Below are 23,246 nucleotides of genomic sequence, written 5' to 3'. Positions count from 1 at the left end.
TTCATTGTCGATGGGCCATCCGGCGGATCATCAGCAAGAGCGGTGCCAGGGCGAAGCGAGCGTGGCCGGGGTGGAGATTGGGAAAGCGCATCAATCGATGTGACAAGGCGCAAGGCAGAGCGCCCAAGCGATGATCCAGCCCTTCCATTTGTGAACCATCCGATCCGCGGCGACGTCGAAGGAACATCTCCAAGAGACAGTTTCCGCCATGAACCTGATCGTCCTCATGACCGCCGCCGGCGCGCCGCTCGCGATGCTCGGCTTGTCGACGCCGGTCGCGCCGGAACGCAATTGCATCTTCATGATCCATCCGCAGATCACCTCGGCCGTGTTCGAGAGCAAGGAAGGCAAGATCGTCTTCCCGGACCGGCCAACCGAATATCCCTGTCGCTACGCCAGAACGAAGGGCGGCGCGGACATCGCCTTTACCAACCAAAATGGCTGGCGTTTCGAGGTGCGCATCGGCCGCGGCGACGAAGGCAGCTGGAAGGCCCGGCTCGACGACGATGTAGTTGGAGGGCGCGCCTTCTCGCCGTTCGGCGACGGAAAATGAAAAAGGCCGGATCGATGATCCGGCCTTTTGTTTCTGCGTAGCCCCGAGCTTCCGTCAGGCTGCCGCCTTCTTCGGCGCGAAACGGCCGTAGAAGGTCTCGCCCTTCGCCGCCATCTCTTCCAAGAGCTTCGGCGGGGTGAAGCGCGAGCCGTACTTCGCCTCCAGCTTGTGGCAGAGCTCGACGAATTTCTTCGTGCCCATGAAGTCGATGTAGGACAGCGTGCCGCCTGTGAACGGCGCGAAGCCGAAGCCGAGGATCGAGCCGACATCGGCCTCGCGCGGATCGATGATGACGTGGTCCTCAACGGTGCGCGCAGCTTCCACCGCCTGCACCACCAGGAAGCGCTGCTTCAGCTCCTCGATATCGAGCGTGTCAGGGTCGAGCTGCTTCGGCTGCAAGGCCGAGAGGCCTGGCCACAGGCTCTTCTGGCCCTTGCCCTTCTCGGGATAGTCGTAGAAGCCCTTGCTGTTCTTGCGGCCGAGCCGGCCCTGCTTCTCGACCATCTCCACCATCAGCTTCTTCTGCTCGGGATTGATGGCGTTGGGGCCGAGATCGGCTTCGGTCGCCTTCATGATCTTCAGACCGAGATCGAGCGCGACCTCGTCCGAGAGCGAGAGCGGGCCGACTGGCATGCCGGCCATCTTGGCGCAGTTCTCGATCATCGCCGGCGGCACGCCCTCCAGGAACATCTCGTTGCCTTCGGCGACGTAGCGGCCGACGCAGCGATTGGCGAAGAAGCCTCTGGAGTCGTTGACCACGATCGGCGTCTTGCCGATCTGGCGGACGTAGTCGAGCGCGGTCGCGAGCGCGACGTCGCCGGTGTTCTTGCCGAGGATGATCTCGACCAGCATCATCTTCTCGACCGGCGAGAAGAAGTGAATGCCGATGAACTTGCCCTGATCCTTGAACGCCTCGGCCAGCGAGGTGATCGGCAGCGTCGAGGTGTTGGAGGCGAAGATCACATCCGGCTTCAGATATTGCTGCGCCTTGGCAAAGGTCTCCGCCTTGACCTTGCGGTCCTCGAACACGGCCTCGATGACGAGGTCGACGTCCTTCAGCGCGGCGTAGTCCGCGGTCGGCGTGACGCGCGCGAGCAACGCTTCGGCGTCCGCAGGCTTGGCGCGGCCCTTCTTGATCTGCTCCTCGATCACCTTCTGGGCATGCGCCTTGCCCTTGTCGGCGCTCTCCTGGTCGCGGTCGATCAGGACGACGTCGAGGCCGGCGCGGGCCGAGACATAGCCGACGCTTGCGCCCATGAAGCCGGCGCCGATCACGGCGATCTTCTTCACCTTGGTTGCGGGCACATCCTTCGGACGACGCGCGCCCTTGTTGAGCTCCTGCATCGACAGGAACAGGCTGCGGATCATCGCCGCCGCTTCCTTCGAGCGCAGCACCGAGGTGAAGTAGCGCGACTCCACGCGCAGCGCCGCATCGATCGGCAGCTGCAGGCCTTCATAGACGCAGCTCATGATCGCGCGTGCGGCCGGGTAATTGTCGTAGGTCTCGCGGCGATAGATCGCGTTGCCGGCCGGGAACATCATCATGCCGGCCTTGGAGAACACCGGACCGCCAGGCAGCTTGAAGCCCTTCTCGTCCCACGGCGCGACGGCCTTGCCGCCGCCCTTGATCCAGTCCTTCGCCGCCTTGATAAGGTCGGCGGCGGGAACGATGGCGTGAATGAGGTTCAGCGCCTTGGCCTTGTCGACCGTGACAGGATCGCCCTTGAGCAGAATGGTCATGGCGTCCTGCGGCGGCACCAGGCGCGGCACGCGCTGCGTGCCGCCGGCGCCGGGGAACAGGCCGACCTTGACCTCGGGCAGGCCGAGGCGCGTCTTGGGATTGTCCGCCGCGACGCGATAGTGGCAGCACAGCGTGATCTCGAAGCCGCCGCCGAGCGCGAGGCCGTTGATCGCGGCCGCCCACGGCTTGCCTGAGGTTTCGATTCCGCGCAGCACCTGCGAGAAGCGGCGGCTCTGGTCGAACAGCATCTGGTTCGCCGCGGTCTCGCCCTGCTCCTTGAAGACCTTCGCATAGGCCTGGTTCATGCCTTCGAGCATCGACAGGTCCGCGCCGGCGCAGAACGCTTCCTTGGCCGAGGTGATGACGACGCCCTTTACCGCGGCATCGGCCGTGGTCGCCTTGACGATCGTCTCGAGCTCGTTGGTCGAGGTCTCGTCGAGCACGTTCATGGAACGGCCGGGGATGTCCCAGGTGACGAGCGCGATGCCGTCGGAATCGGTCTCAACCTTGAAGTTCTTGTACGACATGTTGGTTGCTCCTCGGTGCCGCAGCCGATCTCAGGCGCGGCGGTTGATGGTGATCTCGTAGGGTGGGTTAGCGAAGCGTAACCCACCACGGTCTTTCGCTGCGGAGACAGAAGAGGTGGGTTACGCCTTCGGCTAACCCACCCTACGAACCTACACCCGCTCGATGATGGTCGCGGTGCCCATGCCGCCGCCGATGCACAGCGTGACGAGGGCGGTGGACTTGTTGGTGCGCTCGAGCTCGTCGAGCACGGTCCCGAGGATCATCGCGCCGGTCGCCCCCAGCGGGTGGCCGAGCGCGATCGCGCCGCCATTGACGTTGATCTTGGCATTGTCGATGTCGAAGGCCTGGATGTAGCGCAGCACGACGGAGGCGAAGGCCTCGTTGAGCTCGAACAGGTCGATGTCCGACTTCTTCATGCCCGAGCGCGCGAACAGCTTCTCGGTGACGTCGACCGGACCGGTCAGCATCATCGCGGGCTCCGAGCCGATGTTGGCGAAGGCACGGATCTTGGCACGCGGCTTCAGGCCGTACTTGCTGCCTGCCTCCTTGCTGCCGAGCAGCACGGCGCCGGCGCCGTCGACGATGCCCGAGGAATTGCCGGCATGGTGCACGTAATTGACGCGCTCGATTTCCGGATGCGACTGCACCGCGACGCCGTCAAAACCGCCCATCTGCGCCATCATCGTGAACGAGGGCTGCAGCTGCGCCAGCGACTGCATCGTCGTCGAGGGACGCATGTGCTCGTCCTTGGCGAGGATGGTGAGGCCGTTGATGTCCTTCACCGGCACCACGGATTTGTTGAAGCGGCCTTCGTCCCAGGCTTTGCCGGCGCGCTGCTGGCTCTGCACGGCATAGGCGTCGACGTCGTCGCGCGAGAAGCCGTATTTGGTGGCGATCAGGTCGGCCGACACGCCCTGCGGCATGAAATAGGCCGGCACCGCCATCGAGGGATCCATCGGCCAGGCTCCGCCGGAGGCGCCGATGCCGACGCGGCTCATGGATTCGGCGCCGCCGCCGATCACGAGCTCATGCTGGCCGCTCATGATCTGCGCTGCGGCGAAGTTCACGGCATCGAGGCCGGAGGCGCAGAAGCGGCTGATCTGCACGCCGGGCACGGCTTCGCCGAGGCCGGCCTTCAGCGCCGCGAAGCGCGCGATGTCGGAGCCGGCTTCGCCGACCGGATCGACCACGCCGAGCACGACGTCATCGACCGAATCCTCGGGAAGGTTGTTGCGGTCCTTCAGCGCCTTCAGCGGCACGGTCGCAAGCGCGAGCGCGGTGACTTCGTGCAGCGCGCCGTCCGGCTTGCCGCGGCCGCGCGGGGTGCGAACGTGGTCGTAGATGAATGCCTCAGGCATGACGCCCTCCTGATGTGATGTTCGGTACGATTGGGAGCAGGCAGCGGAAGCAGGCTCAGAACGCTTCCGCCGGCAGTTCCATGATGGTGGCGCAACCGGCCTGGATGCGCGCGAGGTTGGCGGCGGTCTCCGGCAACATCCGCTCCATGAAGAAGCGGCCGGTGACGAGTTTTGTGGAGAGATAGGGCGTCGCCCCGCTCTCGGCAATCTTGGCATTCGTCACCTTGGCCATCCGCGCCCACATGTAGCCGAGCGCGACGAAGCCGAAGAGATGCAGGTAATCGGTTGCGGCCGCCCCCGCATTGTCGGGCTTCGCCATCGCGTTCTGCATCAGCCAGGTCGTCGCCTGCTGGAGATGGCCGAGCGAGGTCGAGAGCGGGGTGATGAAGGGCTTCAGCGCCTCGTCGCCGCCGTTCTCCTTGGCGAAGGCCATGACCTCGCCGAAGAAGGCCATGATGGCGCGGCCGCCGTCGCGCGGCAGCTTTCGGCCGACGAGGTCGAGCGCCTGGATGCCGTTGGCGCCTTCATAGATCATGGCGATGCGCGCATCGCGCACGAACTGCTCCATGCCCTGCTCGGCGATGTAGCCGTGCCCGCCATACATCTGCTGCGCCTGCACCGCGTTGGCGAAGCCATAGTCGGTGAGGAAGCCCTTCAGGACCGGGGTCATCAGGCCCATGTGGTCGTCGGCGGCCTGGCGGTCCTTGGGATCTTCGGAGCGGTGGGCGACGTCGCTCTTCAGCGCGGTCCACATCACGAAGGCGCGCGCGGCCTCGTTGAAAGCGCGGATCGAGAGCAGCGTGCGGCGCACGTCGGGATGCACGATGATCGGGTCAGCCTGCTTGTCCGGCGCCTTGGCGCCGGTGAGCGCGCGGCCCTGGATGCGCTCGCGGGCATAGGCGACCGCGTTCTGATAGGCGACCTCGGACTGCGCAAGGCCCTGCACGGCGACGCCGAGCCGGGCCTCATTCATCATCACGAACATGCCCTGCATGCCCTTGTTCTCTTCGCCGATCAGCCAGCCGGTGGCGTTGTCGTAGTTCATCACGCAGGTCGAATTGCCGTGGATGCCCATCTTGTGCTCGATCGAGCCGCAGACGACGCCGTTGCGCTGCCCCACCGAACCGTCGGCGTTGACGAGGAACTTCGGCACCACGAACAGCGACACGCCCTTGATGCCGGCCGGCGCGCCCTCGATGCGGGCGAGCACGAGATGGATGATGTTGTCGGCGAGATCGTGCTCACCGGCCGAGATGAAGATCTTGGTGCCCGTGATCTTGAAGCTGCCGTCCGCCTGCCGCACCGCCTTGGTGCGGAGCATGCCGAGGTCGGTGCCGCAATGCGGCTCGGTGAGGTTCATGGTGCCGGTCCATTCGCCGGCCACCATCTTCGGCACGTAGGTCTTCTTCTGCTCGGGCGTGCCGTGCACCAGAAGCGCCGCGGTCGCACCCATGGTGAGGCCGCCATACATCGAGAACGCCATGTTGGCGGAGATCTGGAATTCGTTGACGGCTTGCGAGAGCGTCACCGGCAGGCCCTGGCCGCCATATTCGGTCGGCGCCGACAGGCCGAGCCAGCCGCCCTCGGCGACCTGCTTGAAGGCCTCCTTGAAACCCTTGGGCGTGGCGACGCTGCCATCATCCGCGCGCTTGCAGCCTTCGAGATCGCCGACGCGGTTGAGCGGCTGCAGCACCTCTTCGGCGAGCTTGGCGGCTTCGCCGAGGATGGCCTCGCGCACGTCGCTCGACGCATCGGAGAAGCCGGCGAGATTGTCGTAGCGATCGATCTGGAAGACGTCGTTGAGCAGGAAGTTCACGTCTTCGACGGGGGCTTTATAGATCGGCATTGGGGGTCTCCCGGCGTGTCCTTGAAGTATTGGGGCTTGAAGGGGATGTTGGGCTTATGATTGGGCGGCTGCAAGCTGCTCCGCCATCAGGCGGTGCAGCATGTTGATCGCCTTGAGCGGACGTACCATCACCTTGAAGTGAGTGATGCGTCCCTCGTTATCGAAGCTGATGATGTCGACGCCGTTGATCTCGATGCCGTCGATGACATTCTTGAATTCGAGCACGGCGCCGTTGTCGCTGCGCCACTCTCCGACATAGGTGAAGCCGGGGCCGCCGAGCACCTTCTCGGCGCTGGAGAGGTATTTGAAGGTGATGTCGCGGCCGGCTTGCGGCGTGTGCACGACGGGGCTTTCGAACACGGCGTCGGGATGCAGGAGGTCCCAGAGCGCCGCGCGGTCGTGAGACTTCATGTAGGCGTACCAGGAATCGAGGCCGGTCATTCTCGGGTGCCTCCCTCAAGGCTAGGGCAAAAAGTGCGAAAACAACCCCATGCACAGTAGCGAGGAGATTGATTTCGCTTGATTATCCAGTCGGGTCATGGACCCGCCCGCACGCTGCCCCATATGCACATTGACGCATATGCGCCGATGCGCATAAAGTCAAGCAACTTGGTCAAGCCTAAGGAAGGGGGCCGGTCATGGCACTGGGCGACGCAATCCTCGCATGCCTGACGGAACGTCCGATGACGGGCTACGAGCTCGCCAAGACGTTCGATTCCTCGATCGGCTTCTTCTGGAAGGCCGACCATCAGCAGATCTACCGCGAGCTCTCCAAGCTGCGGGACCGCGGCTACATCCAGGGCCGCGAGGTCGTGCAGTCGGGCAAGCCGAACAAATTGATCTATACGCTGACTCCCGAGGGCCGAACAGCACTGCGGCACTGGGCCGCGCGGCCAAGCACGCCGCCCTCGATCAAGGACGACCTCCTGGTGCGGCTGCATGCGCTGGACAGCATCGACCTCGAGCCCATGCGCACCGACCTGATGGCCCGCCTGGAGCACCACCGCGACCGCCACGCCAATTACGAGCGCATCTTGAAGAAGCGCTTTCCCGACGGCACGGCGGAGGGCCGGCTCGATCTCGGCAATCTGCTGCTGCTTCAGCTCGGCGCCCGTCACGAGCAGATGGTGGCCGATTTCTGCGAGGAGGCGCTGGAAGCGCTGTCGGCGATGAGCGGCAAGGCCACGGTGGTGCCGCTGGAGGATGGCAAGCGCGAGGGGAAGGGCTGAGGGCGCCGACGTTACCCGAACCTTTCCGCCCCTCGCTGTCATCGCCCGGCTTGACCGGGCGATCCAGTACGCCGAGACATTTATGGTTCAATCGATATGCCGCGGCGTACTGGATGCATCGCCACAGCGTCCCAACCCCGAGTTCCGCCGCCCAACTTTAAGACCCCGGCGCCGCATTCCTTAACCCGTTATTTACCGTAACAGGAAAAAGTCGGTTTTCGAGGCAGACGACCCGCGCCAAATTCGATTGTGTTTGCAACCGGCACGCGTGGGAAAGCTGGAGGCGCCGGGTGGGGTGCCGAAGTCGGAACCGGACAGAGTCATGAATTCGCGCGTATCGTGGAGTGTCGACGGCATCGATCCATCCGTCCGGGAGCGGGCCGAGGCTGCCGCGCGCCGTGCCGGCATGTCGCTCAACGATTGGCTGAACTCCACGCTCGGCGATACTGCCCCGCCCAACTTTCGCGGATCGTATGATCAGCGGCCGCAAGCCATGCCGAGCCAGGAGAGCCGCGAAGTCGCCGACATCCACCAGCGGCTCGACGCGATCACCCAGCAGATCGAGCGGATCTCAAAACCCGCCCCGCGCCAAGACTCCTCAAGACAAGACGCCTCAAGACAAGACTCCTCACGACCGGACATCTCGCGCGAGCAGGGCGTCGCGCGCCAACTCAACGATGCGATCTCGCGGCTCGACGCGCGCCTGTCGCAGATCTCCCGCCCACAGCGGCAAGCGCCGCAGCCGCAGGCCCCTCGCCCCACCCCGGCCGAGACGCGCCAGCACCAGGCCGATGCCGTCGAGCGCGCCGCCGCGCAGGTCTATCGCGGCTCACCACCCCTGAGCCCGGCTTCGTTCGACGTCGCGGTCGCCGAGATCACCGCGCGCCAGAGCGAGCTCGACGGCTTTGCGCCGCGGCAGATGCCGCCGCGTGCCGCGCCGCCGCTTGCGCCAACGGCTGCTTACGCGCCGCCGATGGCGCCGCCCGCCCCTGCCTATGCGCCACCGCCCCCGCAGCCGGGGCCGGATTTTTCCTCGCTCGAGCGCCATCTGCTCAAGATCACGAGCCAGATCGAATCGCTGCAGCGGCCTGACAATACCGAGCAGGCCATCAACGCCTTCCGCAGCGAGCTGGCCGAAATCCGCGCCGCCATCACCGAGGCAATGCCGCGGCGCGCGATCGAGTCGATCGAGAACGAGATCCGCTCGCTGCATCGCCGGATCGACGAGACCCGCTCCAACGGCACTGACGGGCAGGTTCTTGCCGGCATCGAGCGCGCACTGTCCGACATCAAGCAGGTGCTGCGCACGCTGACGCCGGCCGAGCAGCTCACCGGCTACGACGAGGCGATCCGCAATCTCGGCGCCAAGCTCGACCTGATCCTGCGCGCCAACGACGATCCCTCGACCGTGCAGCAGCTCGAAGGCGCGATCTCAGCGTTGCGCGCCATCGTCTCCAACGTCGCCTCCAACGAGGCGCTGGCGCGGCTGTCCGAAGACGTCCAGCTGCTGTCGTCCAAGGTCGACCAGATCACCCGCGCCTCCGGTCCCAGCGACAGCTTTGCGGTGCTGGAGCAGCGCATCGCGGCGCTCACCGCGGCGCTGGAAACCCGCGAGCGGCCGCAGCCGTCCGAGAGCACCGAGCATCTGGACGCTGCGATCCGCGCGTTGTCGGACCGCTTCGACCGCATGCAGGTCGGCAACGATTCCGCATCGACCTTCGCCCATCTCGAGCAGCGTGTCTCCTATCTCCTGGAGCGGATCGAGGCCGCCGCCGATCCGCGCAACGGCAATTTGAGCCGCGTCGAGGACGGACTGCACGACATCCTCAGGCACCTGGAACGGCAGCAGGCGACCTATGCCGCGCTGGCCGAGAGCCGCAACGCCGCGCCGCCGCCCGAATCCGGCATGGTCGACCTCGTCAAGCGCGAGCTCTCCGACATCCGCTTCAGTCAGGCCGAGACCAACCGGCACACCCAGGACTCGCTCGAGGCCGTCCACAGCGCGCTCGGCCACGTCGTCGATCGCCTCTCGATGATCGAGGGCGATCTGCGCGCGGTGCGCACCGCGCCGCCTCCCCCCACCCCACAGCCGATGTCGATGCCGATGGCGGCGGCGATGGAGCCGGCGCCGATGGCGCGCGAGCCGCGGCCGCAAGCGCCAGCACAGCCGCCGAAATACGATTCGAAGCCCGAGCTGCCCAATCCGGCTGCCGCGCAGGCGCCGCCGGCTGCCTTCGTCGCCGCGCCGCGCGAATTCCACGCCGCCACCCCCGCCGCGCCGCCGCCCGTGCCGGCGGCCCCGCCGGTTCCCCCGCGCGCGATCAGCGAGATCCTGGAGCCGCACACGGCGCGCGCTGCACTCGCGCCGGAACTGCCGCCGGATCACCCGCTCGAGCCGGGCACCCGGCCGGGCGGGCGCGTCGCCACGCCGTCGGAACGCATCGCCGCCTCCGAAAGCGCGATCAGCGGAATCGCCGCCGCGCCGAAAGAGCCGGTGTCGTCGTCGAGCTTCATCGCGGCCGCGCGCCGCGCGGCGCAAGCTGCCGCCGCACAGCCGCCCGAGAAGCCGGCCCGCGGTGCCAAGGCCGCGATCGCCCGCGCCAAGGAGAAGGGCCAGGAAGGCGGCTCGACCATCACCTCCAAGATCCGCTCGCTGCTGGTCGGCGCGAGCGTGGTCGTGATCGTGCTCGGCACCTTCAAGATGGCGATGAACCTGCTCGACGGCGGCAGCTCGTCACCGACGCCGCAGGCGATGCAAAACGTCCCGAGCGAGCCGGCACCGCAGCCTGCGCCGCCGCCGGTCGAGACCAAGCCAGCCGCGCCCGAGCAGATCACGCCGTCGATGACGTCGCCGACACCGATCGGACGACAATCGCAGAACAATGCCGTGCCGGCGCCGAGTCCCAGTTCCGGCGGCTCGGCATCGGTTGAAATCCCGCAAGCGCCTGCCGCGCCGGTGCCGTCGGCCGCCAGCGACGTCACCGGCGCGCTGTCGGGCACCAGCCGCGCCAGGCTCGGCGCTGTCCAGGTGCCACCGAGCGAAAAGCTGCCCGACGGCATCGGCGGTCCCGCCTTGCGCAGCGCCGCGATGAAGGGCGATGCGACCGCGGCCTACGAGATCGGCGTGCGCTTTGCCGAAGGCAAGGGCGTCGCCACGAATTACGACGAAGCGGCGAAGTGGTACGACCGCGCGGCGCAGGCCGGGGTCGTCCCCGCAATCTTCCGCCTCGGCACGCTCTACGAAAAGGGCCTAGGGGTGAAGAAGGACGCCGACATCGCGCGCCGCTACTACACCCAGGCCGCCGAGCGCGGCAACGCCAAGGCGATGCACAATCTCGCCGTGCTCGATGCCGACGGCGGCGGTCGCGGCGCCAATTACAAGAGCGCGGCGCAGTGGTTCCGGAAAGCGGCCGATCGGGGCGTCGCCGACAGCCAGTTCAACCTCGGCATCCTCTATGCCCGCGGCATCGGCGTCGAGCAGAACCTCGCCGAATCCTACAAATGGTTCAGCTTGGCTGCCGCCCAGGGCGATGCGGATGCCGCCGGCAAGCGCGACGATGTCGCCAAGCGCCTCGACCCGCAATCGCTGGCGGCCGCCAAGCTCGCGATCCAGACCTTCAGCGCCGAGCCGCAGCCCGACGATGCCGTCAACGTTGCGGCCCCGAACGGCGGCTGGGACAGCGCACCGCAGGCCAGCGCGAAGCCGGCCCCCAAGCAAGTCGCGACCAAGCGCTCGGCCTCAGCGGCGCATTGAGCCGGATCGTATTCGATCCAACGCGGAGACACCGCCAACCCTCCTCAAGCGCAGGGCTACCGCATATGACCTGTGGCGGCGGCCTGCGCGCACGCCTCGTCCTTCGAGACGGCGCTGACGCGCCTCCTCAGGATGAGGCTAATCAGCATGAGCGCTCGCTGAACCTGCTGCCGCGCACTCCGCCCTCATCTTGAGGAGCCCGCCCCAAGCGGGCGTCTCGAAGGATGGCGGCAGGGAAGAAACTCCCAAATGCTATAGCCTCCCCGCAAGCGAGAGAGGGTTGGGGGTATCAGCCCGCAACTTTTGCATTCTGCGGGGAAATCGCTATTTTCCGCGGCCCGGAGGCCCCTGATGTCCGTTATTGATCTAGCCGCAAACCCGAGCGCGTTGCGTGCGCTCGCCGAACAATCCAACGCCTGGCCGTTCGAGCAGGCGAAGGCCATTGTCGCGCGGCTGAAGAAAAGCCCGAAGGACGAGGTGCTGTTCGAGACCGGCTATGGTCCGTCCGGCCTGCCGCATATCGGCACGTTCGGCGAGGTGGCGCGCACCTCGATGGTGCGCCACGCCTTCCGCGTGCTCACCGAGGACAAGGTCAAGACGCGCCTTTTGGCGTTCTCCGACGACATGGACGGCTTCCGCAAGGTGCCCGACAACGTTCCGAACAAGGAGATGCTGGCGGAGCATCTCGGCAAGCCGCTGACGCGGGTGCCGGATCCGTTCTCCAACGAGTACCCGTCGTTCGGCCACCACAACAATGCGCGGCTGCGCGCCTTCCTCGATCATTTCGGCTTCGACTACGAGTTCGCGAGCTCGACCGACTATTATACGTCGGGCCGCTTCGATGCGACGCTGCTGAAGATGCTCGCCGCCTACGATAAGATCATGGCGATCATCCTGCCGACGCTGGGGCCGGACCGCCGCGCGACCTATTCGCCGTTCCTGCCCATCAGCAAGACCACGGGCGTCGTGCTGCAGGTGCCGATGATCCGCCGCGACGTCGCGGCCGGCACGGTGACCTATGTCGATCCCGATACCAACCAGGAAGTCGAGACATCAGTCACCGGCGGCAACGTCAAGTGCCAGTGGAAGGCCGACTGGGCGATGCGCTGGGTCGCGCTCGGCGTCGACTACGAGATGGCCGGCAAGGACCTGATCGATTCCGTGAAGCTGTCCGGCGCGATCGCGAAGGCGCTCGGCAGCACGCCGCCCGAAGGTTTCAACTACGAGCTCTTCCTCGACGAGAAGGGCCAGAAGATCTCGAAGTCGAAGGGCAACGGCCTGACCATCGACGAATGGCTGCGCTACGCCTCGCCGGAATCGCTGTCGCTGTTCATGTATCGCGAGCCGAAGGCGGCCAAGCGGCTGTATTTCGACGTCATCCCGCGCAATGTCGACGACTACCAGCAATTCCTCGACGGCTTTCCGAAGCAGGACGGCAAGCAGCAGCTCGGCAATCCGGTCTGGCATATCCACTACGGCAAGCCGCCGACGGGCGACATGCCCGTCACCTTCCAGCTGCTCCTGACGCTGGTGTCGTCGTCGAACGCGGAGAACGCCGAGACGCTGTGGGGCTTCATCGGCCGCTATCGGCCCGGCGTGAGCCCGCAGACGCATCCGAAGCTGGATGCGATGGTCGGCTATGCCATCAACTATTATCGCGACTTCGTCGCGCCGACGAAGCAGTTCCGCGTGCCTGATGACAGCGAGCGCGCGGCGCTGCAGGACCTGCGCGATGCGCTGTCGCAGCTTGCGCAGGACGCCTCGGCCGAGGACATCCAGAACGTCGTCTACGAGATCGGCCGCCGCGAGCCGTTCCTCGACCAGGTCAAGAAGGGCAAGGACGGCCGCCCCGGCGTGACGCTGGACTGGTTCAACATGCTCTACCAGGTGCTGCTCGGCCAGGAGAAGGGCCCGCGCTTCGGCTCCTTCGTCGCGGTCTACGGCGTGCAGAACGCGGTCAACATGATCGACGGCGCGCTGGCACGGAGTGCGTGAGCGGCGCCATCACTGGCTCGCCCAGAGGATGCGCGCAACCCAGGCGACATCGCTCGCCGCGACCGTTCGCGCCGCCTGTGACGCATCGAGGGGCGCCAAGTCCAGGGTCTTTGCCGTGCGGCGCTTCAAGATCGCGATCGTGATCTCGTCCGTCTTGATCTTGACCACCACGCGATCGCCCTTGCGGATCGGTGCGCCGGGCGAGACCAGGACGATGTCGCCGTCGCGATAGACCGGCGCGAGCGCGTCGCCGGAAATCTCCAACGCAAACGCATGACCGTCCTCGGCGATCGGAAGCGCGATATCGGTCCAGCCCCTGCCGGTTGGAAGACCGGCCTCATCGAAGGCGCCGCTCATCCCGGCCTGTGCAAAGCCGAGCAGCGGCACCGAGCGGCCATCGCTCGCGCCGTCGTCGTCGATCAATTTGGCAAAGCTGTCGATCGAGGCGTCGGCCGCGGCAAGCGCTTTTGCGATCGATTCGGTCGAGGGCCAGCGCTCGCGGCCGTCGGCGGTGACACGCTTGGACCTGTTGAAGGTGGTGGGGTCGAGCCCGGCACGCTTGGCAAGGCCGGACGGCGACAGTCCGGCGCGCGCCGCCAGCCGGTCCAGTGCGGTCCAGATCTGGCCGTGAGTCAGCATCCTCTGCGCTTTGGCCTGTCTGACCATGGAAGGTCCAGCCCGTCGCAACTCAGGAAAACTATCCTCAAATCAACCGGTTTTCCGTTTTCCGCGCAAGAGGCGGCGGCTTACTCTTGAGTTCGGAAGGGGCCGCCTTTACGGTCGCGCCCGGGTTTCGAGGACCCGCGAAAAGCGAAAAAACCCAAGAGACTCAAAGAACAAACAAGGCTGCGATAGCGGTGGTCAAGATCTACAAAATCTGTCCGGCCTCGGCCTGGCGCGAGGCGGAACGGCAGGGTGTCTACCGGGGCAGCGCAGATGACGCGCGCGACGGGTTCATCCATTTCTCGACCGCGGCCCAGGTTCCCGAGACCTTGCGCAAGCACTATTTCGGGCAGCGCGCGCTGTTCCTGGTCGAGGTCGACGGCGACGCGCTCGGCAGCGAGCTGCGCTGGGAACGCTCGCGCAATGACGAGCTCTTCCCGCATCTCTATGGCGAGCTCGATCTCGGCGCGGTCCTTGCGGTGATGAACCTCAACATGCGCTCCGACGGCAGTCACGATGTTCCGGAGCTGTTGCCGTGATCCGCGCGTTCGACGCCTTTTCGCTGCCGGTGCTGCGCTGGCTCGATCCCGAGGACGCGCATCGCCTCGCGATCCAGGGCCTGCGCTTCCTGCCGCCGGTCAAGCCGCGTGCCGATGATCCCAAGCTCGCGGTGCGCGCCTTCGGGCTGAACTTTCCCAATCCGATCGGCATGGCCGCGGGCTTCGACAAGAGCGCCGAGGTGCCGGACGCGCTGCTGCGGCTCGGCTTCGGTTTCGTCGAGATCGGCTCGGTGACGCCGAAGCCGCAAGCCGGCAATCCGCGGCCGCGGCTGTTCCGGCTCGAGCGCGACGAAGCGATCATCAACCGCATGGGCTTCAACAATGACGGCGCGGAGGCGGCTCTGCGCCGGCTTGCCGCCCGCGCGCAGCACGGCGGCATCGTCGGCGTCAATGTCGGCGCCAACAAGGATTCGCCCGATCGCGTCGGCGACTACGTCAAGCTGATCGAGACCTTCGCGCCGGTGGCGAGCTATTTCACCGTCAACGTCTCCTCGCCGAACACGCCGGGCCTGCGCAACCTTCAGGAAGGCGCGCTGCTCGACGATCTGCTCGCGCGCGTGATCGAGGCCCGCGAGCGTGTCAGGCAGAAGGCCGGCGACACGCCGGTGCTGCTCAAGATCGCGCCGGATCTGAGCCTCGCCCAGCTCGACGATGTCGTGCAGGTCGCGCGCTCGCGCCGGGTCGACGGCATGATCGTGTCGAACACCACGGTCGCGCGGCCGAGCACGTTGCGTGAAGAGACGCGGGCGAAGGAGCAAGGCGGCCTGTCCGGCCGGCCGCTGTTCCGCCTGTCGACGCGCATGGTCGCAGAGACCTATGTGCGCGTCGAGGGCGCATTCCCGCTGATCGGCGTCGGCGGCGTGGATTCGGGCGGCGCCGCGCTGACCAAGATCCGCGCCGGCGCCAGTTTGATCCAGCTCTATTCGTCGCTGGTCTACAAGGGCCTCGGCCTCGTCGACGAGATCAAGCGCGACCTGACCTCGACGCTGCTCCGCACGGGGCGGGATTCGCTGGCCGACATCGTCGGCGCCGATGCGGCGACGCTCACGGCGGAAGACTGGCCGGGGATGTAGGGCATCCTTCGCCTCTCCCCGCGTGCGGGGAGAGGCCGGAATTTGCGAAAGCAAATTCCGGGTGAGGGGGACTCTCCGCGAATCCAACTCTCACCGTCGTTGAGGAGACTCCCCCTCATCCCGACCTTCTCCCCGCAAGCGGGGAGAAGGAGAAGAAAACGTCGCCCGGTACAGCGCCGGATACCTTGCGCCCTGCAAGCCGCCGCGCGCGACGTAGAACGCGATCAGCGCACTCCACAGGCCGGCATTGCCGAACGATTGCAGCGCCAGCCAGGCGGCGAAGAAGATGGCGAGCGAGAGCAGCATCAGGTTGCGCATCTCCCGCGCCCAGGTCGCGCCGACATAGATGCCGTCGAAGCCGAAGGCGAACACGCCGGGGACCGGCGCCAGCACGATGAAGGGCAGGAACTCGCGCGCCGCGCGGCGGACGTCCTCGCTCGCCGTCATGACGTTGATGATGTCAGGGCCGAACGCCGCGAACAGCACGGCGACAACGATTGCGAAGCCGAGCCCCCAGAGCAGCACCAGCCTGGTCGAATCCGCAAATCCCTTGGCGTCGCGTCCGCCAAAGGCGCGGCCGCAGAGCTGCTGGGCCGCGTTGGCAAGGCCGTCGAGGAAGAAGGCGCTGACCAGGAGGAAATTGTTGAGCACGGAGTTCGCCGCCAGCGTGACGTCGCCGGCACGCGCGCCCTTGGCGGTGAAGAACAGGAACACGGCGATCAGCGCCGCGGTGCGGATCAGGATGTCGGTGTTGACAGCCAGGAGCCGCATCAGCTTGTCGCGATCGAACAGCGTTGCGCGTGGTATGGCAAAACCGCCGACCGCATGGCGCCTGCACACGATCACGCCGAGCATGAAGCCGATCGTCTCGGACAGAAGCGCGGCGATCGCCGCGCCGGCGATGCCGGTGTCGTAGACCAGCACCAGCAGGATGGTCGCGACCATGTTGACGAGGTTGATGACGACCTGGAGCGCAAGGGCCGGATTGGCGCGGGCCTGCCCGACCAGCCAGCCGAGGATGATGTAATTGGCGAAGGCGAAGGGCGAGGACCAGATCCGGATCATGAAATAGGTCTTCGCGGCGCGCGTCACGCCATCGCTGCCGCCCATCAGGTCGAACAGTGCGCCTGCCAGCGGCAGCTGCAGCACGATCAGCGTCGCGCCGATCAGGCCGGCGACGATGAAGCCGCGCACCAGGATCACGGTCTGCTCGCGCGTCTCGCCCGCGCCGAGCGCCTGCGCAGTGAAGGCCAGCGTGCTCATCCGCAGGAAGCCGAACAGCCAGAACAGGCAGTCGAAGATGACGGAGGCCATCGCGACGCCGCCGAGCAGCGCGGCATCGTCGAGCCGTCCGATCGCGGTGGTCGAGACCACGCCGATCAGCGGCGTCGTGAGGTTCGCGACCATCGCCGGACCTGCGATGGCGAAGACCTGCCGGCTGCCGACGCGGTGATGGACCGGTGCGTGCATCGTTCAGAACACGAGCACCATGCCGTCTTCGGCGGCGAGGTGCTCGATCTCGGCCAGGCGCGACAGCATGTCGTCGCTCATATGGGTGAGGACGAGACGTTTTGCGCCGATTGCTGGCAAGTGCTGTTCCAAGGTCTTCAGGCTGAGATGGTTCTTCACCACCTTCTCGTACATATAGGCCTCGGCGATGAAAAGGTCCGCGCCATGCGCCAGCGGAATGAGCGTCTCCGTCCATTCGGTATCGGCGCTGTAGGCGAGCGTGCGGCCCTCGGCCGCGACGCGATAGGCGAGGAAAGGCCCGCCGGATTCGCCGTGCACCACCGGATAGGGCGTCACATTCACCGCGCCGAAGCTTTGGCGTTGCCCGGGTACGAGCTCGACCACGTTGAGCTCGAAGCGCTGCTTGGTGTTCGAGGAATGCTCGAACAGCGCCTCCATCACCTCGCGCAGCCGCCGCTCGATGCCTTGCGGGCCCGCGATCGTCAGCGGCCGCGTTCGGCGCGAGAATTGCGCGTCGAGCAGAAAGAACGGCAGGCCGGCAAAATGGTCGCCGTGGAAATGCGTGATCAGGATCAGGTCGATGTCGCCCCGATCGATCTCGAGCCGCTTCAGCGCCGGCAGCGCCGACGCGCCGCAATCGATCAGGAAGTTCGCTTCGCGCCCCGAGACGTGGAAGCAGGTGTTGAGCCTGCCGCCGGAGCCGAAGGCATCACCGCAGCCGACGAAACGCAATTGCATCGGCTGCGCACTCCCTCAATCCGATCCTTACCTGCCGCGCGGCGCGCCGAACACGCGCGACAGCAGCCAGATCGGAATCACGATGACCGCACCGAGCAGGAAGTAGCGCCACAGCCAGTTCACCGCGTCGAAGCCGAGGTCCCACAGCCGCTGGAACAACAGGCGAATGCTGTGGATGATGTTCCAGGGATCGAAGCCGATCGTCGCCAGCACGACGCCGACCAGGATCGAGAGCAGCACCAGGCGGAACGCGACCGCCAGCGGCGAGCCGCCGAGAAAGCGGTGCAGGCCGTCGCTGCGGCCGGCCGGCAAATCTCTGACGTCTTGGACCATCGCAAACTCCTGAAGCGGATTCGAGCCCATTATAGGCACGGCGGGGGACATGGGGAACCCGCAAGGGGCCGTCAATCGGGTTACCGGAGTTTAATTCGGGCAAGACGCGCCGCGGGCTCGGTCACCTCTCCCGCTCGCGGGAGAGGTCGGCGCGTAGCGCCGGGTGAGCGCTTTCTGCTCTAGGGGATTCTCTTGACAATCCCATCGCGGAGACAGCCCTCTCCCCGACGCTCTCCCGCAAGCGGGAGAGGGAGCGCACCGCCTTCGTGGCAACAGTTCACACCTCGATCTCCGCCGGCTCGGCCTTCAACATCTTCTCCAGCGTTTCCAGCCGGTCGGCCTCGCGCGGCGGCTTGTCCCAGCGCAGGCGGCTGATGCGGGGGAAACGCATGGCGACGCCGGATTTGTGCCTGGGCGAGCGCTGCAATCCCTCGAAGGCGACCTCCAGCACCAGCCCCTTGTCCGCTTCGTGCACGACGTGGCGGACGGGACCGAATTTTTCCGTGGTGTTGCGGCGGACGAAGCGGTCGATCTGCAAGAGCTCCTCGTCGGTGAAGCCGAAATAGGCTTTTCCGACCGGCACCAGCTCCTCGCCATTCTCGGTCTCGGTCCAGACGCCGAAGGTGTAGTCGGAGTAGTAGGACGAACGCTTGCCGTGGCCGCGCTGCGCATACATCAGCACGGCGTCGATGATGTGCGGGTCGCGCTTCCACTTCCACCATTGCCCCTTTGGCCGTCCCGGCAGATAAGGCGCATCGCGCCGCTTCAGCATGACGCCTTCGACGGCGTCGGCATCCTCGCCGGCACCGGCGCTGGCGGGATCGCCGCGTGCGGCGGTGAGCGCCTCCCAGCTATCGAAGGGAACGGTGGGCGAGAGATCGATGCGGGGATCGTCGAGCTTTGCGATGAATCGCTCCAGCCGTTCGCGCCGCTCGGCGAAAGGCAGCTCGCGCAGATCGTTCTCGTCGTCGCCGAGCAGATCGTAGGCGCGCAGGTGAATCGGAAACTCCTTGATCAGCTTCGGCGACACGACCTTGCGGTTGAGCCGCTGCTGCAGAACGTTGAAGCTCTGGACGCGGCCTTCGCGCAGGATCAGGAGCTCGCCGTCGATCGCGCCAGGCAGGCGCAGCGACGGCACGAGATCCGGAAAGCTCCCCGTGATGTCCTCACCGGTGCGCGAATAGAGCCGCGCGGTGATATGGCCGCGCTCGTCGCGCCCCGCCACCGCCTGCACGCGGATGCCGTCCCATTTCCATTCGGCGATGTAGTCGGCGGGATCGAGCGCGGCGAAATCCGCATCCTCGATCGCATGCGCCAGCATCACAGGGCGGAACGGCGCGGGATCGCGGTTGACGGGCTTGTCATCGCGGCCTTCCAGCCAGGCGAACAGGTCGAGATAGGGCGGAACGAGCCCCGGCCAGATCAGCTCGACCTCGTGCGGGTCCTTGTCGCCGAGCGCTGCGGCCGCAGTCTTGGCAAGGCGCGCGGAGATGCCGATCCGAAGGGCGCCCGTGACGAGCTTCAGCAGCGCCCAGCGGCCGGTCTCATCGAGCTCGTCGAGCCAGCGCTCGAGCTGCCTGGGCAGCTCGGTCTTGCCGAGCGTGCGCAGCGTGGTGACGACTTCGGTGAGGCTGGGTGGCGGCGGGTTGTTGTGGGCGGCGAGCGCCGCCTTCGGCCACATCAGCGCCACCGTCTCGGAGAGATCGCCGACATAGTCGTAGCTCAGCCCGAACAGCACCTCATCGGTGCGTGCCGCGATGAGATCGCGGATCAGCGCCGGCTTGGCGTGCTTGAAGCTGAGTGCGCCGGTCAGCGCAGCCAGCGCATAGCCGCGGTCGGGATCGCCGACCTCGCGAAAATAACCGGTGATCAGCCGCAGCTTGTTGTTGCGGCCGGGCTCATAGGCGAGGCGGTCGAGCAGCTCGGCGAAGCGGTTCATGCTTCGGCCTCGCCCGGAATGGGCGTCTCGCTCTCCTCCTCGTCGCCATAGCCGACGAGGTCGAGCGGCTGCGCCTTCAGGCCTTTGCTCCGGCACCAATGCACCAGCGCATCTTCCTGGCCGTGGGTGACCCAGATCTCTCCGGCGCCGGTCGCCGCGATGGTCGCGGTGAGGCCGCCCCAATCGGCGTGGTCGGAGATCACCAGCGGCAGCTCGACGCCGCGCTGCCGCGCCCGGGCGCGCACGCGCATCCAGCCCGAGGCGAAGGCGGTGACCGGATCGGGAAAGCGTCGCGTCCAGAGATCGGAGGTGGCCGAGGGCGGCGCCAGCGTGATGGTGCCGGCCAGCGCCGCCTTCTTCATGCCCTTCACTGGTTTGAGCTCGCCGAGGTCGATCCCGCGGCTCTGATAGTAATGCGTGATCGTCTCCATCGCGCCATGCAGGTAGATCGGCGCATCATAGCCGGCCTGACGCAGCAGCTTGATCACGCGCTGCGCCTTGCCGAGCGAGTAGGCACCGACGAGATGCGCGCGTTCCGGAAACAGCGCGACGGAAGCGAGCAGCTTCTTGACCTCGTCGCTCGCATCGCCATGCCGGAACACCGGCAGGCCGAACGTCGCCTCGGTGATGAAGACGTCGCATGGCACCAGCTCGAATGGCGTGCAGGTCGGGTCCGGCGCGTCCTTGTAGTCGCCGGAGGCGACGATGCAGGTGTCCTTGCACGAGACGGCGATCTGCGCCGATCCGAGCACGTGGCCGGCCGGGTGAAACTTGACCTTGACGTCGCCGAGCCGGATCTCCTCGCCATAGCGGATGGCTTGCGTCGAGCCGGCAAAGTTCTCGCCATAACGCAGCCGCATCATGTCCAGCGTTTCCTGCGTCGCCAGCACCGCGCCATGGCCCGCACGGGCATGGTCGGAATGACCGTGGGTGATCACGGCCCGCTCCACGGGACGGACGGGGTCGATATGGAAGCCGCCGGGCTTGCAGCACAGGCCGGCAGCATTTGGCAGCAGGATGTCTTGCGGGCGCATGGTGGTGATATAGGAAGTGGGCGCTTCAAATGAAGCTGTCATGCGCGGGCTTGACCCGCGCATCCATCCTCTTAAACAGTTCTGTTTTTGATGGATTGCCGGGTCAAGCCCGGCAATGACGAGTAGTTCCATGCCGCTCCGCCTGTTCCTGACCTCCGGCGATCTCATGGCCGACCGCCGCTTCGAGTTCGCGCGCGACCTCCAGCTCAAGGGCGACCTGCCCGCCGCCGCGGACCTGCTGGAGCAGGCGATCGAGCTCGCGCCCAACTTCACCTCGGCCTGGTTCACGCTCGGCGAGATCCGTCAGCAGCTCGGCGAGCGCGACAAGGCCATCGCGGCCTTTCGTGAAGCGCGGCGATGCGACCCCGGGGATCAGCACGGCGCCGGCCTGCACCTGATGCGGCTCGGCGATACCGAGATGGCGGAGATGCCCAAGGCTTACGTGCAGGCGCTGTTCGACCAATACGCCCCGCGGTTCGAGCACGCGCTGATCAATGATCTCGGCTATCGTGCCCCGACGCTGATCTTCAAGGCGGTGCTGGCGGCGCGCGTCGCCGCCAAGAAGCCCGCCTACTTCAAGCGCACCATCGATCTCGGCTGCGGCACCGGGCTCGCGGCAGCTGCCTTCGCCAAGCAGGTCGATCATTTCATCGGCATCGATCTGTCGCCCGGCATGATCAAGGAGGCGCGGGCGACTAACCTCTATGCCGAGCTCGAAGTCGCCGACATGATCGAGGGCCTGTGCGGCAAGGCGGATGCCAGCGCGAACCTCGTCGTGGCTGCGGATGCGTTCGTCTACCTCTCCGATCTCGCACCGGTGCTGAGCGAAGTAAGGCGCGTGCTCGTATCGGGCGGCGTGCTCGCCTGCACCCTGGAGACGCATGAGGGCAACGGCATCGTACTCGGCGCCGGCCTGCGCTATGCCCATTCCGCGGAATATGTGCGCGGCGCCATCGCGAAGGCCGGGCTCAAACTTCTCACGCTTGAGCCGGCCTCGCCGCGCAACGAGAACAACGAGCCCGTGCGCGGCCTCGTCGTCGTCGCCGAGAAAACTTGAGTCTAGGCGCTAACGCCTGACGATTTGAGCGTCATTGCGTCGCAAAGCTGCGACTTCCCACTTGCGAGCCGAGCTGCGATGTCAGCACAATGCGCGCATCAGGGAGAAAACAACAATGACCAAGAATCCATCGCGGCGCGATTTCAGCGCCGCCGCGCTCGCCACCATCGCTGCATCGACATTGCCCGCGCCTTACGTTTGGGCCGCGGAGAAGAAATACGACGCGGGCGCCAGCGACACCGAGATCAAGATCGGTCAGACCGTGCCGCATTCCGGCCCCGGCTCGCTCTACGGCGTGCTCGGCCGCGTCGGCGAAGCCTATTTCCAGATGCTGAACGAGAAGGGCGGCATCAACGGGCGCAAGGTCAAGTTCCTTACCATGGACGACGCCTACAGCGCGCCGAAATGCGTCGAGGCGACGCGGCGCCTGGTCGAGCAGGAAGAAGTGCTCGCGCTGTACGGGTCGCTCGGCACCGCGCCGCAAACCGCCGTGCACAAATACCTGAACTCCAAGGGCGTGCCCCAGCTCCTGCTCAACACCGGCGCATCGAAGTGGAATAATCCGAAAGAGTTCAAGTGGACGATGGCAGGCCTGCCGCTCTATCCGACCGAGGCGCGCATCCTGGCGCGCCACGTCGTCAGCGTGAAGCCGAACGCGAAGATCGGCATCCTCTACCAGAACGACGATTTCGGCCGCGACTTCCTCGGTCCCTTCAAGAAAGTGCTGGCGGATGCCGGCGGCACCGCGCAAGTGATCATGGAGCAGACCTATGATCTCACCGAGCCGACCGTCGATTCCCAGCTCATCAATCTCTCCAAGTCCGGAGCCGACGTCTTCTACAACATCTCGACCGGCAAGGCCTCGTCGCAGTCGATCCGGAAAGTGGCCGAGCTCGGCTGGAAGCCGCTGCACCTGCTGTCCGCCGGCTCCACCGGCCGCTCGATCCTCAATGCCGCAGGCCTCGAGAACGCCACCGGCATCGTCGCGATCCGCTACAACAAGGAGGTCGGCCTGCCGAAATGGGAGAAGGACCCGGACGTGATTGCGTTCGAGGAGCTGCGCAAGAAGTACACGCCGGCGATCGACCCCGACAACACCATCGCCTTCGCCGGCTACGGCCAGGCCGCCACGATGGCCGAGATCCTGCGCCGCTGCGGCAACGAGCTCACCCGCGCCAACGTGCTGAAGCAGGCATCCAACCTCCAAGGTTTTCACTCGCCCTATTTCCTCGACGGCGTCACCTACAGCTACACGCCCGAGGACTACACGCCGATGAAGACGCTGTTCATCTCCACCTTTACCGGGAAAGACTGGGACATCTCCGACAAGCCGATGTCGGAGTAGGCTCGGAGCGGCTCGTTCACCTCTCCCGAT

18 protein-coding genes are annotated in these 23,246 nt (G+C 66.1%); 8 read left to right on the top strand and 10 right to left on the bottom strand.

Translation table 11 applies throughout. The annotated features are described in order from the left end of the window. Positions 1-208 precede the first annotated feature (208 nt). Positions 209-553 carry a hypothetical protein gene (locus P0R31_RS22210; protein WP_275516294.1) on the top strand — a complete coding sequence of 115 codons (345 nt, stop codon included), beginning with the start codon at positions 209-211 and terminating at the stop codon, positions 551-553. Between the two features lie 54 nt (positions 554-607). Here P0R31_RS22210 and P0R31_RS22205 read toward each other — a convergent pair whose 3' ends face one another. The 4 genes from P0R31_RS22205 to P0R31_RS22190 all read right to left on the bottom strand — a co-directional run bounded on the left by P0R31_RS22205 (position 608) and on the right by P0R31_RS22190 (position 6,467). Beyond that, positions 608-2,821: an FAD-dependent oxidoreductase gene (locus P0R31_RS22205; protein ID WP_275516293.1), complete on the bottom strand. Its 2,214-nt coding sequence runs from the start codon at positions 2,819-2,821 to the stop codon at positions 608-610. 150 nt (positions 2,822-2,971) lie between these two features. Then, the gene (locus P0R31_RS22200) at positions 2,972-4,180 is read right to left on the bottom strand and encodes an acetyl-CoA C-acetyltransferase (RefSeq protein ID WP_036020547.1); all 1,209 of its coding nucleotides are present in this window, start codon (positions 4,178-4,180) and stop codon (positions 2,972-2,974) included. A gap of 55 nt (positions 4,181-4,235) precedes the next feature. Further along, the gene (locus tag P0R31_RS22195; protein ID WP_275516291.1) at positions 4,236-6,026 is read right to left on the bottom strand and encodes an acyl-CoA dehydrogenase C-terminal domain-containing protein; all 1,791 of its coding nucleotides are present in this window, start codon (positions 6,024-6,026) and stop codon (positions 4,236-4,238) included. Positions 6,027-6,080: 54 nt separating this feature from the next. Next, positions 6,081-6,467: a nuclear transport factor 2 family protein gene (locus tag P0R31_RS22190; protein WP_275516290.1), complete on the bottom strand. Its 387-nt coding sequence runs from the start codon at positions 6,465-6,467 to the stop codon at positions 6,081-6,083. A gap of 197 nt (positions 6,468-6,664) precedes the next feature. On the opposite strand from P0R31_RS22190, the gene P0R31_RS22185 reads away from it, so the two are divergent. The 3 genes from P0R31_RS22185 (at position 6,665) to P0R31_RS22175 (ending at position 13,004) form a co-directional block, all read left to right on the top strand. Beyond that, positions 6,665-7,255 carry a PadR family transcriptional regulator gene (locus tag P0R31_RS22185; RefSeq protein WP_275516289.1) on the top strand — a complete coding sequence of 197 codons (591 nt, stop codon included), beginning with the start codon at positions 6,665-6,667 and terminating at the stop codon, positions 7,253-7,255. 322 nt (positions 7,256-7,577) lie between these two features. Beyond that, positions 7,578-11,009: a tetratricopeptide repeat protein gene (locus P0R31_RS22180; protein WP_275516288.1), complete on the top strand. Its 3,432-nt coding sequence runs from the start codon at positions 7,578-7,580 to the stop codon at positions 11,007-11,009. A gap of 351 nt (positions 11,010-11,360) precedes the next feature. Then, on the top strand, positions 11,361-13,004 hold the full coding sequence (locus P0R31_RS22175) for a lysine--tRNA ligase (RefSeq protein ID WP_275516287.1): 1,644 nt from the start codon (positions 11,361-11,363) through the stop codon (positions 13,002-13,004). 9 nt (positions 13,005-13,013) lie between these two features. Here P0R31_RS22175 and P0R31_RS22170 read toward each other — a convergent pair whose 3' ends face one another. Continuing rightward, positions 13,014-13,670: a S24 family peptidase gene (locus P0R31_RS22170; protein ID WP_275516286.1), complete on the bottom strand. Its 657-nt coding sequence runs from the start codon at positions 13,668-13,670 to the stop codon at positions 13,014-13,016. Positions 13,671-13,861: 191 nt separating this feature from the next. Between P0R31_RS22170 and P0R31_RS22165 the strand changes: the two genes are divergently transcribed. Beyond that, the gene (locus P0R31_RS22165) at positions 13,862-14,206 is read left to right on the top strand and encodes a DUF952 domain-containing protein (protein ID WP_035996479.1); all 345 of its coding nucleotides are present in this window, start codon (positions 13,862-13,864) and stop codon (positions 14,204-14,206) included. After that, on the top strand, positions 14,203-15,300 hold the full coding sequence (locus P0R31_RS22160) for a quinone-dependent dihydroorotate dehydrogenase (RefSeq protein ID WP_275516285.1): 1,098 nt from the start codon (positions 14,203-14,205) through the stop codon (positions 15,298-15,300). The genes P0R31_RS22165 and P0R31_RS22160 overlap by 4 nt, the downstream gene beginning before the upstream one ends. Before the next feature lie 90 nt (positions 15,301-15,390). Here the strand turns inward: P0R31_RS22160 and P0R31_RS22155 are convergent, their stop codons facing one another. The 5 genes from P0R31_RS22155 to P0R31_RS22135 all read right to left on the bottom strand — a co-directional run bounded on the left by P0R31_RS22155 (position 15,391) and on the right by P0R31_RS22135 (position 20,814). Next, on the bottom strand, positions 15,391-16,770 hold the full coding sequence (locus P0R31_RS22155; RefSeq protein ID WP_275516283.1) for an MATE family efflux transporter: 1,380 nt from the start codon (positions 16,768-16,770) through the stop codon (positions 15,391-15,393). 3 nt (positions 16,771-16,773) lie between these two features. Beyond that, positions 16,774-17,508 carry an MBL fold metallo-hydrolase gene (locus P0R31_RS22150; protein ID WP_275516282.1) on the bottom strand — a complete coding sequence of 245 codons (735 nt, stop codon included), beginning with the start codon at positions 17,506-17,508 and terminating at the stop codon, positions 16,774-16,776. Positions 17,509-17,535: 27 nt separating this feature from the next. Next, on the bottom strand, positions 17,536-17,841 hold the full coding sequence (locus tag P0R31_RS22145; protein WP_035996474.1) for a DUF6460 domain-containing protein: 306 nt from the start codon (positions 17,839-17,841) through the stop codon (positions 17,536-17,538). Between the two features lie 277 nt (positions 17,842-18,118). After that, positions 18,119-19,780: an ATP-dependent DNA ligase gene (locus tag P0R31_RS22140; protein ID WP_275516281.1), complete on the bottom strand. Its 1,662-nt coding sequence runs from the start codon at positions 19,778-19,780 to the stop codon at positions 18,119-18,121. After that, a complete protein-coding gene (locus P0R31_RS22135) occupies positions 19,777-20,814 on the bottom strand; it encodes a ligase-associated DNA damage response exonuclease (protein WP_275516444.1) in 1,038 nt (345 codons plus the stop codon). Before P0R31_RS22135 ends, P0R31_RS22140 begins: the two co-directional genes overlap by 4 nt. 130 nt (positions 20,815-20,944) lie before the next feature. Between P0R31_RS22135 and P0R31_RS22130 the strand changes: the two genes are divergently transcribed. Both P0R31_RS22130 and P0R31_RS22125 read left to right on the top strand, forming a co-directional pair. Next, complete coding sequence (locus P0R31_RS22130; RefSeq protein ID WP_275516280.1) at positions 20,945-21,871, top strand: class I SAM-dependent DNA methyltransferase; 927 nt, start codon at positions 20,945-20,947, stop codon at positions 21,869-21,871. A gap of 115 nt (positions 21,872-21,986) precedes the next feature. After that, positions 21,987-23,216, top strand: a complete 1,230-nt coding sequence (locus tag P0R31_RS22125) for an ABC transporter substrate-binding protein (protein ID WP_275516279.1) — start codon at positions 21,987-21,989, stop codon at positions 23,214-23,216. Positions 23,217-23,246: the final 30 nt, after the last annotated feature.

The sequence above is a fragment of the Bradyrhizobium yuanmingense genome (genome assembly GCF_029167105.1).
In the GTDB taxonomy this organism is placed as follows: domain Bacteria; phylum Pseudomonadota; class Alphaproteobacteria; order Rhizobiales; family Xanthobacteraceae; genus Bradyrhizobium; species Bradyrhizobium yuanmingense_A.
This window is presented reverse-complemented; position numbering and strand designations above follow the sequence as displayed.